Below are 12,401 nucleotides of genomic sequence, written 5' to 3'. Positions count from 1 at the left end.
AGCCAGCGTCAGTTCTGAACGATCTCAACCGTATGGTTTTGTCCATCATCCCGCAGCGGGATTCTGTCATCAGGCAAGAGGACGCCATCCAATGTAACCCGATATTCGCCGCCGCGTGAAACAGTCATCTGATAATAGCTTTCGCCATATTGATATGTCATAGAAAAAGATGGCCACGCATCCGGCAACCGGGCATGGACAGTAAAGGCAGCACCGGAGCGTTTTATCCCCAGTAACTCTTCGGTAAGCAGGCGATAAGCCCAGCCTGCTGAACCGGTATACCAGCTCCATCCTGCTCGTCCGATATGGGGAGCGACGCTGTAGACATCAGCACTCATAACATAAGGCTCTGCTTTATAAATCCCGACGGAGTCTTCATTCAGGGTATGATTTATCGGGTTGAGCATTGACCAGAGTTGCCAGGCACGTTCGGCATTCCCCATTCGGGCAAATGCCATCACTGCCCAGATGGCACCATGTGTATACTGCCCCCCGTTTTCCCGCACACCGGGCAGATACCCTTGAATGTAGCCCGGATTTGGACCGTGACCATCGAAAGGCGGCGTTAACAGTTTTATCAGCCCCCCCTCGTTATCCACAAGATGCTTATCCAGCGCCTGCATGGCCTTTGCGCACCGTTCCGGACTTGCGGAGCCGGACAATACAGACCAGCTCTGCGCAATCGCATCAATCCGGCAGTCCGGTGAGGCTTTCGACCCCAGGGGAGTACCATCGTCAAAATAGCCGCGCCGGTACCATTCACCATCCCAGGCGTGGGTTTCGAGATTGTTTTGCAGGCGCAGGGACTGCGAACGACACATTGAAGCGACACTGTCATCCTGCCTGCTCTCCGCCAGCGCCGCAAACCGCTGTAGAATGTCGTACAGGAAGAAGCCCAGCCAGACGCTCTCACCTTTGCCTTCGATACCCACCCTGTTCATCCCGTCATTCCAGTCACCGGCACCCATCAACGGCAGACCATGCTCTCCGAACCGCAATCCATGTTTAATCGCTCTGACGCAGTGTAACCAGAGTGTCTCTTCGGTGCCGCTGATAACCGGCGTGTCATAGACAGACTCTTCACCAGGCTGAAGCAGACGCCCCTCCAGATAAGGGATGCGCATTTCCAGGACATCTTTATCTCCCGTCGTGTCCACATAGTGGCAAACGGCAAGCGGAAGCCACAGGTAGTCATCAGAGCAGCGGGTACGCACACCGTTGCCATGTGGCGGGTGCCACCAGTGCTGCACATCACCCTCAATAAATTGCCGTGATGCGCACAGTATTATCTGTTCACGCATCCTGTTCGGATCGGCATGACTCAGTGCCAGCGTGTCCTGCAGCTGATCGCGAAAACCAAATGCACCGCCAGACTGATAGTAACCACTGCGGGCCAACAGGCGAGAGGCGACTGTCTGATACAACAGCCAGCCATTAACCAGTAAATTTACGGAAGTATCGGGAGTGTTAACCACGATTTTATCGAGCACATTGTGCCAATGGTTATGAACCCGGTTCAGCTCCTGGCGAACTGTCTCCTCATTCATATAGCGTGCAAGCGTCTCCTGGGCACGGGCATGATTCTCCTCTGCGCCGAGGATGAAAATAAACGTTCTCTGATCGCCATCAATTAATGTCACCGCCGATTGTACTGCCCCGCAGGGATCCAGACCCGCGCCCGTCTTACCTGAAAGCCTGCGCAGTTTCATGGCCGACGGGGCATGCAGGGAACCATTACGGCCGATAAACTCCCGGCGGTCCCCTGTCAGTGAACAGTCATTACCGCTGACGGCAAAAAATGCAGTACGGTCACCACCGTTATCGCCATAAAAGTTGTTCGCCAGCACCCCGCAACCCCCAGGCGCTCTGGTCGCATGTGTCACAATGTGAGGGGCTGAGCGAGTTCGTGATCCTCCGAGCGTCCACTCCACATAGCCTGTGACGGAGAGTTTACGTGTCCGTCCCGAAGAGTTACTGAGCGTCAGGAGCACCAGTTTAACCGGCGCCTCTTCGGCAACCAGGACCGTCAGCTCGCTGTCTATACCACTCTCACGATGGGCAAAAACGCTGTAACCAAAACCATGACGGGTCAGGTAATCACCGTGTCCGCGAACGGGCAAAGCCGTCGGTGACCAATACTCACCGCTCTCTTCATCGCGCAGATAAAACGCCTCGCCGCTGCGATCGCTCACCGGATCGTTCTCCCACGGCGTCAACCGGTACTCATGCGCATTCTCATACCAGGAGTAGGCCTGCCCCGCCTCTGAAATCACACTGCCACAACGGGAGTTTGCCAGTACGTTTGACCACGGAGCCGGTGTCTGCGCATTTTCACGGAGGACAATCTGATACTCCCGACCATCCTGAGAAAATCCACCGTACCCATTGAAGTGGCATAACTGACTGATATCAGGGCTCCAGTCCGTATGTTGATTACGTTCCCGCACAGCACGCGGAATGAATGCCCTGGCCGGAGGTTTCAGGGTATGAGTACGCTGGTTAAGCTGCTCATTAATACTCCCTGTGCGGTCATCAAGATAAAGACAAGCCACGCTCATCAAAAGCAACTTATCCTCAGCGGAGAGATGCTCACCATTACGGACAAAAATACCGCCCGTTTTATCCAGCAGACTGGCTTCAGACCCGGCATAAATTAAATCCATAATCTTATTTTGTAATTCCTGCTGGTAGCCGCCGGGGCTGTTATTCAGGATAACCAAATCAACATTCAGTCCTTTCTGTCTCCAGTAACGGTGTGCCTGAATCAGTGTAGTAACGGAGGTGATACCTTCCTCGCTGGTAATACCGAGCAACACTATCGGCAGATCGCCTGAAATTGCCCACCCCCACAGACCGGACTGACCACGCCGATTGCGGCCGATCGCCTGGCCTTCGGCGCGTAGCTCCTGGACAGGGTAAAGCACAGCGCTGGCGAGACGGTTAAATAAAGTGGCATCATCTTCACTGGCGTTCATCTGGCGTAATACCACCAGACTGTGAGACCAGGCCAGTTCAGAGACGCGATCGGCGATAGGGTAATCGCGATATTTTTCCAGCAGCGCCAGGCTCTGCTGTCGGGTCTCGCTGACACCATAAATGATATCAATCGTGACCGGCTGCCCCGGCTGCAGAATGAGGGCGTGGCGTATTGCCAGTATCGGATCCAGCACGGACCCCGACGTGTTGCTGAGCGCCCCTCCCGCCTCTATTGCCAGGGCATCAGCAGGGTTTCTGCCACGGCCAAGAAATTTTGCCCTGTCTGTTTCAAATGAGACGTTATGTCGGTTATCGCCATGCACCACCATCATGTGAAACAGGCAAGGGCTCGGTTCATCCGGGGAGCGCGGGCGCCGGCGGCAAAGAATAGCGTCACGCTCAGGATCCAGCTCGGTCTGAATAAACAGATTGCTGAATGCCGGGTGTGCAAGATCGCTGGCTTCAGGTGCCAGTACCACTTCGGCATAGGTTGTCAGTTCCAGGGAGCGGGGCTGGCGACCACGATGAATCAGTGTGAGTCGTCGCAGCTCAATATCATCCTCCGGGGAGATCACAATCTGAGTTTTGACGCTGAGTCCCCCGAAGGTGCGTCTGAATTCAGCACTCGCATCGGTGAATATTACTTCCTCGTCGTGTCCGCTGGTATAGCCAGTCGGCTGCCAGGTATTACTCCACACATTCCCCGTCTGTATATCGCGGATATAGCAGAATGCTCCCCAGTTATCGCAGGTGGTATCACTGCGCCAGCGCGTAAGAGCAATATTATTCCAGCGACTGTAGCCGCCGCCGCCCGCTGTCAACATCAGATGATAATGGCTGTTGGACAGCAGTTGAATATCCGGGGCTGGTGTCTCCACCCCATTAAAAATTCGGGGTTCATAGCGAACGGGTTTGACCCTGCCCTCATGAGATTCAAAATGACGGCGGGGACTGTACAGATCGACCGCATCCGGCACGCGCTCCTGTAACAGCAGGCTCGCTGACCGGAAGACCGTACTGGACATGAATCGTTCAGTCATGGGGGCATCAAGCAGCACATGAGCCAGTGCCTGAAATGCCATACCCTGGTGATGCGCCATCCAGGACTGTACCACCGCATAGAGCTGACCGGTTGCGAGGCGTGAAGGGGTATAGTCCAGCGCTTCATAAAAGCCGTATTCGCCGTGTGCGCCATTTTTTTGCAGCCTGAACAGGTTCTCACAGGCTCTCTGTGGAGAAACCATCAGCGCCAGCAGTGTGGCGTAAGGTGCGACAACCATGTCATCGGCAAGCCCCCTGCGCAGACCAAGACCCGGTACGCCAAATGCCTGATACTGATAATTATGCTGAACATCAAAAGCATGATAGCCAGACTCTGAAACGCCCCATGGTACCCCGCGCTCTTTCCCCCAGTGAATCTGGCGCCTGACCGCCGACTGACTCATTTCATCGAGCAGGCTGCCGGGCCAGGTAGGCATCACCAGATTTGGCATCAGGTATTCAAACATAGACCCGCTCCATGACATCAGGGCAGTTTCATTATCAATCGTAGTAAACAGTCGACCCAGCGCGTACCAGCTTTTAAGAGGCAGTTGGTTAGTCGCAATGGCAAGAAAACTGGTCAGGCGGATTTCAGACGGCAGGAGATCGTAGTGGCTCTTGTCAGGCATATTTGTGTCACAGTTATAACCGACGCTGAGCAGACTGGTTGCTTCGCTGTACAGAAAGACGAAATCCATCCGGGCATGCTCATCCAGCCGCTGTTCAAGCTCGGCGATTATATTGAGTCGCATCCGGGCCTGTTCCGTCGCTGACGCCGTAGGTGTTCCTTTACCCGTAAATGTCGCACAGGCAAGCTCACTCAGCGTCGGCAGCGTCTGTTCGTTCCAGGATGAAGGTAACCAGCCAAGCAGCAGTGACCACTCATGGCAAAGCTGAACCAGCTGATGCTCCAGATGTCCTGCCCAACGCTTCTGAAGGGGAGATCCCTGATGACATTGCGTGGTCAGGTGGTTGCACTGGGTTCGCATGTTTTTCAGCTCGCTGAAAAATGCCTTCGGTGAGAGAAACGCTGCGTTCAGGCAGTGTTTGCGCAGCTGCAGCAGGCCGTCAGGTGGGGTCTGACCCCACTGTTTTTCCAGAATATCCAGCGTATCGTTCAGCCCCGCCAGTATCTGTTGGCTGTTTAAAACTGGCAGATGACGCATGGCGGACAGCCCTGCACGCAGTGTCAACAAATGCCCCGCCATGTTGCCGCTGTCGACGCTTGAGATATAGCGTGGGCTGAGGGGGGCCAGCGTACGGGTGTCATACCAGTTGTAGAGATGGCCCCGGTAGTGCTCCATTTTATCCAGCGTGTCGAGCGTGAGCGACACGCGCCGGAGCACTTCTCCGCCGGGCAGGTAGCCAAAGTCCCATGCCGTCAGGTTAGCCATAAGGGAAAGGCCAATATTGGTAGGGGAAGTTCGATGGGCCACCGTCGGTTGCGGCGTTTCCTGGTAGTTATCAGGCGGAAGCCAGTTCTCTTTTTCTGTGGCAAAGGTCTCAAAAAATGCCCAGATTTCACGGCTTGTCTGGCGTAACAGCTGTTTTTGTTCCTGATTTGGCGCAAACACCTTACGCATGGGCTGGCGACTCAGCCAACTCATCAGCAGCGGCGCCACACACCATAACAAACCGATCGGCAACGCAATCCCCAGCAGCTGTGGTGCACATTGCCCGGTCAGTATTGTCAGCGTCACGCCACCTGCAACATTCAGCCACATCGCCTGATAAAAACGCGCAACGGTGGGTCTGGCCTGATTGCTGTCCAGGCCGTGACTGACCCACTGGCTGAGGTTACGCCTGCTGATCCCCAGTCGCCATAGCGTCACGGCAATCGCCTTCAGCGAATATCCGGCTTCGTGCGGCAGTATCGCAAAATTAAGGCCGATACCTGACAAACGCTTCAGCGCGCCCTCCCCCACCAGTAACAGATGCGGCTTCAGGCGGCGGCGCAGAGGTTTATGCAGAAGGTCATGGGCGATACAGAGGATGGCTGGCAACAGCCATATCATCGACAGTACGCCAAGCCAGTAAACCGGATTGGGTGCCCCGGACAGGGTGAAGAACAGCAATACCAGTAAAGAGGGAGCGACCAGACTGCGACGCAGATTATCAAGTAATTTCCAGTAAGAAAGCGCGGTCAGCGGATTCCTGGCCCGGGTTCCATCAGCTTTTCTGACGCGTGGTTTCAGCCAGTTAAGCAGTTGCCAGTCACCGCGGATCCAGCGTGAACGGCGTGCAACATCCGACAGATAATTATTAGGGTATTGTTCGTAGAGTAGCACTTCACTCAGCAGACCCGAACGTGCATAGCATCCTTCGAGGAGATCATGGCTGAGAACCAAGTTTTCCGGGCAGGTGTTAGCAGTGGCCTGCATAAAAATATCAACATCGTAAATCCCTTTGCCCACGAACGATCCTTCCCCAAAGAGATCCTGATAGATATCCGAAGACATCATCGAATAGGGGTTATTGCCCGGTATGCTGCTGCGCAGTGCTGCGTAACGCCCCTGACCGTTGCGTGGTATCTCCTCCGCAAGACCGGGTTGTAAAATACCAAATCCTTTGACAACTCTCTGGCGTACCGGATCATACTCGGGCGTATTCAGCGGATGCGCCATCGTCGCGACCAGTTTGTGTGCCGTATCGCGTGGCAGCATCGTATCGCTGTCCAGGGTAATGACGTACTTAATGTGACCCGGTAAAAGGTGGGGAGGTAGGTCTGCAACGCTGACGAATTGTGTTCCCGGATGGCGCAACCAGCTGTTCAGCAACGCCAGTTTTCCCCGCTTGCGTTCATAGCCCATCCATTTTTCTTCAGCGGGGTTCCATTCAGGCTGGCGGTGTAGCAGATAAAAACGTGGGCAGCTGGAGGAGTAGCGGCGATTCAGCGCCTGCGTGTCGGCGATCGCCTGTCTGAGCAGCGCGTGGCTTTCCGGCGAGGGTTCATTATCAGAATCAGCGAAATCAGTGAGCAGCGCGAACCTGAGATTTTCGTTTTCATTCCCCAGCCAGCAGACTTCAAGACTGGTGAGGAGCTGGCTGAAACTTTCGTGGCTGGTCAGCATGCAGGGGATGACTAACAGGGTGGCACTGTCAGCGGGAATACCGGTTGAAAAATCCATCCCCGGCAAGGGACGAGGAACGCGGAAACGGGTGGTTGCGTCACTGAGTAAGTCGCTCATTAACTGAGTTAAAGCGATAATCAGAGGCAATATCACCGCGATCAACAGCCAGTCTGTGCCCTGCATGGCAGTTTCGTGCAATATTGCCGCGGTCGTTGCTGTGGTCAACAAAGCCAGACTTCCAAGCCATGACAGCAGGGTTATTCTGTTGAAACTGTGCCGCAAGCGTATGAGCCTTGAGGTGTCTGCCAACAGATGAATTTCCAGCATCTGTCGACCTTCGCCCGCGAGATAATAACCAACATGATGTTCCGGTGTATCGGGAGCACTGTTCCCTGAAAGCGCCAGCACCCTGTCAGCAACCTCAGGCTCGCTGAGACCGCTGTCTCTGGCCAGGATCTCCACAATGTGTCGGTAATGATCCCGGGTATTGAAGTGCATCCGGGGATAGATACCGGCAGGATCATTGCGTAATGCTTGTTCGACAACGCTTATCGTTTCGGCAAAATCAGCCCAGTCCGTTTCACTCAGTAATCGCAAACCCGCGATGCTGTTACTGACGGATAGCTGGCTGGCGGCAAGCTGTTGATTGAAGCTATGGATGAGAACGTCGGTGGTGATCCCCTGTTCCCGAAGGCACTGATCAACCCAGGTCAGCGGTAACGACAGCGCGTTTCCGTGTCCTTGCAGCCGCCGCACCAGTTCTGCGACAAACGCACTGCTTAACGGAGGACGGGAGCGAGCCATATCGGCAACCACCATGATTAAATCACCAGGCTCATTCTCTGCGCATTCGAAAATTCTTGTTATCCACGCATCTGCCAGGTTTCTGTCCCGCTGCGCTTTTATCACTTCCAGGCTGATACGACGAAGATTTTCAATCAGCGCCAGACGCAGCATCCCAGGTAAGGCCCAGACTTCACCTAATGTCAGCGGTGTCACCTGTTGATAGGCTGTGAGGTAGCTGGTCAGGCTGGCGATATCCCAGCGGCCATCACCGTGAACGATGGCCTCTGAGGCAATATTGTAAATTCGTGGACAGTTCAGCGGCGGCATCAGCGACGGGAGACCTTTACCAAAGCTTTTCGGCAAGTGCTGGCGGACAGTGCGGATTTGTTCCTCAATCAGATAATAATTGTCCAGCAACCACTCCCCGGCGGGCATGATACTCGTCTTTTTAGCCGTGTTAAGTTCATAGCAGTTTTGCGTGATGAGGACTTCATTGTCGCCGAGCCTTTTCAGAAGGTAATAAGGGAGTTTATTCGGCGATAATTTATGGGTCCGCGCCAGCTTCTGACCATAGCGTTCCATCTGGACGGTCGAAAAGAGTTCTGACTGCGGAGTGCTTTCACCGCCAGGATCGTTCGCCGAAAACGTTACGCTTTCAGCGGCATTCATCGGAATACGGGAGCGGTAAAACCACGCTCTGGGGTTCATTTTCATGGCATTGCTCTGATGCAACGTTAGCACGCAGGAGCAGTTGCGAAATCAGTTCAGAAACGTTCTCTCAGGATGGGCGTAAGGCATCAGGGATTTAACAGCTGCTGGAATTTAACTTAAGTATAGAATATGGGCTCTGTCTGCGGTTTATCGGTCGAACTAGCGTCGGGAGATAAACAGGGCCTTACACCCGGGGCAAAGCATGGCCTGATTGCGACGGATTTTTGATAGCGGTTGCGCTGATTTTAGGCCACAAACAGGGCAGACGGCAGTAGTGGTAGACGCACCGCTGAAGAGTTTCATTGCATAATCGATAATGGACATAATCATTAACCTTTCAATGAATGAGCTTCACCGTATCACATATGGTTAAGTTTTAATCTAATTATTTTGGTGCACTGAGATTCAGAAAATAGAGATATTTGCAGCCACAGGCACCCTGAGACTATCGATCCGACAAAATTCAATACGGCTTCCTGAGATGAGTAATTCTGAACCGCAGGCGTTAACGGCTGAAATGTGAAGCAGAACGTCTTTTCGGCCATCTGAAGCGGTAATGAGGCATTTACCACTGGGAATATCACAACTTTTGATAATGCCTGCCAGTTTATGCAACAAGTCACTTTTTTAAAACAAACAAAGACCACACGCTGGATAATTTTTTTGCCACTTTTAATTTTTCTGGCAGGACCTCCGGACGGCTAAAATATAATTTGCTTATTATGACTTCCCGTGCCTTAATGACCCCCATCAGTTCGATGTACAAACGAACGTAAAACATTTTCCGGGCAGTCCTCATTACCAGGCGTTATCGCTGATATCCCCTCCTTTTGAGTCCATACGTTTAATACTATACGTTTACTATCAATACAATCATGTATGACAGGAGCCAGTATGACCTCAAGAGTTAAAGGCCTGGTAAAGTGGTTTAACGAAGATAAAGGTTTTGGTTTCATCTCTCCTCTTGATGGAAGCAAAGATGTTTTTGTTCATTTTTCTGCGCTTCACGGCGACAACTTCAAAACTTTATTTGAAGGACAGAAAGTTGAATTCGCAATACACGGTGGTGACAAAGGTCCTGCTGCTACAAATGTAATACTTTGCGATAAATAAATATTTATGGGTCTGCGACAACGATGAAGGATTATTCCTGAGTAGACAGCCCCATAAATTAAACCAGAGAAAATCCGTTTATTCTTAATATCAGGTCAGCATATTTTTGCGCATGTATGAGTGTGCTGACCGATGTGGTGAAGTGCAGTCCTGCTGTATGAAAAGCCTGAAAAACGGTGAGGAAACACATCTTCGGATTATGTCCACAGACTTTCCTTCCTTAACCGGCGATCATGATGTTATTTACGCAACTTCTGACAGGGAATTGACCTCAAAGGAAATACCTGATGTTGCTAAAAATACTTATAGTATTTCATTATCCTCTCTGCTTCACGTTTAATTGTGTACTTACCTTATTTATCAGATGCGAACAAAAAATGAGTAACAAACCTTGACGGCCTGCTATTAGCAGGCTTTTTTTTCTGACATATTAAAAATGTTTAATACTTACCCTGAAGATAAAATCATTCTTTGTGCGCTGACAAAATACCGTATCTCACTCATCCCCTTCCTGCTATCTTGCCTTTTATGATGAATCCTCCTCAGCGGCAGGGCTAATTAACCTGATGACTCTTCTGCTGGTATATTCTTCATGTACAACTGAAACTGTGAGTCATGGAGTTACCCAAAGGCTTAGCGGGAGGCACCCGGTAACATATGTATAAGGCCCTGCTGGCGAGTTCTCTATTGTTTAATCAGTAAGCTCAGCATCCACGCGAACTGTCTCAATCAATGCGTTAAGCGCCGCAGGCATCTGCCTGTGGCCCGGAAAATAAAGGTAAAAGCCGGGGACGGTAGGTGACCAGTCTGCCAGGACGCGAACCAGCCGGCCAGCAGCTACATGCTGCTGATTCTCTTCGCAATCAGGGGCATATACCAGACCTGTACCCCGCAGTGCGACATCAATCATCATGTCTACCGTGTCCAGTATCAGCGGGCCCTCTACCGATATCGCGACGCGCTTACCGTCTTTGGCAAATTCCCATCGATACAGGTTACCGCTGGAGATTTCACGTCGGCCAATACATAAATGCATTTGTAAATCTTGCGGCGTCCGGGGCAAAGGGAAGCGGCGAAAATAATCGGGTGAACCATATACTGCGGCGGTGAAGTCTTGTGTGACCCGTACTGCGTTCATGTCTTTCGGGATATCAGAGCGCAGACGAATACCGGCATCAAAGCCCTCTTTGACGATATCCACAAAGCTATCATTGAGAGAAATTTCCAGCGTTATATCGGGGAAGTCATGCGAAAACTGCTTAGAAATGGGCATAAAAACCATCTGGTACGCAATACGCGGAGAGTTGATCCGTAGGCTGCCATGGGGATGCTGGCGAAAGACGTTCACTTCTTCGACTGCCTCAGCGATTGTCGAAAAGGCGGGGGCAATTCTCTCAAGCAATGCCTTTCCGGCTGCGGTAGGCGAAACGGTACGGGTAGTGCGATTAAGCAATCTCACACCGAGCCGTTCTTCCAGTGCGCGCAAAGAATGACTGAGTGTTGAGGCTGTCAGGTTAAGCCTCGCGGCTGCTCGTCGAAAGTTTCGCTCTTCGGCAACAGCCACAAAAGCTGTCAATTCACCCAGTTGATTAGTGCGCATATTAGCTATCCCATTGATGAATATTAGCCAGTAATACATGCGATAAAGCATGGCTTATCTTCAACAATAAAGCATCCTATAGTTATTTCTCAGCGTTCAGGTAACTCATCCATATTGACGCGGCTCGTACTGGCTGTACTGGGTGCGGCAACCTTCAGAAATATTGAGAACTAAGCACTATGAAAACGTTCAGCGATAAAGTTGCACTCGTTATTGGCGGCACCTCTGGTATTGGCCGGGCCACCGCGCTTGCATTTGCCCAGGAAGGGGCAAATGTTGCCGTTGTGGGACGGCGGGAGGCCGAGGGCAAAGAAAGTGTCACACTCATCGAGCAGGCTGGGGGTAAAGGTCTTTTTGTACAGGCCGATCTTTCTGTCGAAGAACAGGTAGCGCTCTCAGTCACGCGAACCGTGGAGGTATTTGGGGGCTTACACTTCGCATTCAACAACGCAGGTGTATTTCTCCCGTCTGCTTCGATTACTGAAACCTCCGCTGATGACATCGACCGTACTCTGGCCGTCAATGTGCGCGGTACTGCACTTTGTATGAAGTACGAAATCCCCGCGATACTGAAAAGCGGTGGAGGAAGCATCGTTAATACCGCTTCGTTCCTGGGGCTCCGGGCCTTTCCGGGGTCAGCAATATACAACGCGAGTAAATTTGCCGTTATCGGGCTGACCAAATCAGCGGCGGTGGAGTTTGCTTCACAAGGAGTCCGGATCAATGCAGTGTGCCCGGGCGTGATTGACACGCCGATGAACGAGGCGATGCGAGCTGAAGAGAGTGGACGTAATTTTCTCAATGACCTGCAACCGATGAAACGAACCGGACGCCCCGAAGAGATTGCAAAGGCGATTCTTTACCTGTGCTCGTCAGGTGCCGGGTTTATCACAGGCACGACTCTTAGCGTTGATGGGGGAATCACGATCTAGAGGGTTTTAGAATCACATGATGCCATGATCACTTAATTCATATCGCATTGCTCAGCGCTACATTTTCCCTTTCGCCATCCTGGCGTAAATTCAGATGGTGCGGGTTTGGAACGAAAAGAAGACATTAGTCCCACGCACCCTTGGTACACCGGGCCCCGATAACATTGATAC

6 protein-coding genes are annotated in these 12,401 nt (G+C 52.1%); 2 read left to right on the top strand and 4 right to left on the bottom strand.

The window, feature by feature from the left end:
* Positions 1–8 precede the first annotated feature (8 nt).
* From RTU33_RS02630 to RTU33_RS02620, 3 genes are all read right to left on the bottom strand, one after another.
* A complete protein-coding gene (locus RTU33_RS02630; protein ID WP_312625095.1) occupies positions 9–8,588 on the bottom strand; it encodes a GH36-type glycosyl hydrolase domain-containing protein in 8,580 nt (2,859 codons plus the stop codon).
* Positions 8,589–8,744: 156 nt separating this feature from the next.
* Positions 8,745–8,909, bottom strand: coding sequence for a YnfU family zinc-binding protein (locus tag RTU33_RS02625; RefSeq protein WP_312625094.1), 165 nt, complete (start codon positions 8,907–8,909; stop codon positions 8,745–8,747).
* Positions 8,910–8,990: 81 nt separating this feature from the next.
* Positions 8,991–9,203: a cold shock domain-containing protein gene (locus RTU33_RS02620; RefSeq protein ID WP_312625093.1), complete on the bottom strand. Its 213-nt coding sequence runs from the start codon at positions 9,201–9,203 to the stop codon at positions 8,991–8,993.
* Positions 9,204–9,479: 276 nt separating this feature from the next.
* Between RTU33_RS02620 and RTU33_RS02615 the strand changes: the two genes are divergently transcribed.
* Positions 9,480–9,698, top strand: coding sequence for a cold shock domain-containing protein (locus RTU33_RS02615; protein WP_312625091.1), 219 nt, complete (start codon positions 9,480–9,482; stop codon positions 9,696–9,698).
* A 691-nt stretch (positions 9,699–10,389) separates the two neighbouring features.
* On the opposite strand, the gene RTU33_RS02605 is transcribed toward RTU33_RS02615, so the two are convergent.
* Positions 10,390–11,337, bottom strand: a complete 948-nt coding sequence (locus tag RTU33_RS02605; RefSeq protein WP_312625090.1) for a LysR family transcriptional regulator — start codon at positions 11,335–11,337, stop codon at positions 10,390–10,392.
* A 140-nt stretch (positions 11,338–11,477) separates the two neighbouring features.
* Between RTU33_RS02605 and RTU33_RS02600 the strand changes: the two genes are divergently transcribed.
* Positions 11,478–12,230 carry a glucose 1-dehydrogenase gene (locus RTU33_RS02600; RefSeq protein ID WP_312625089.1) on the top strand — a complete coding sequence of 251 codons (753 nt, stop codon included), beginning with the start codon at positions 11,478–11,480 and terminating at the stop codon, positions 12,228–12,230.
* Positions 12,231–12,401 lie beyond the last annotated feature (171 nt).

Origin of the sequence: Scandinavium sp. (genome assembly GCF_032012665.1) — a bacterium.
Taxonomy (GTDB): domain Bacteria; phylum Pseudomonadota; class Gammaproteobacteria; order Enterobacterales; family Enterobacteriaceae; genus Scandinavium.
This window is presented reverse-complemented; position numbering and strand designations above follow the sequence as displayed.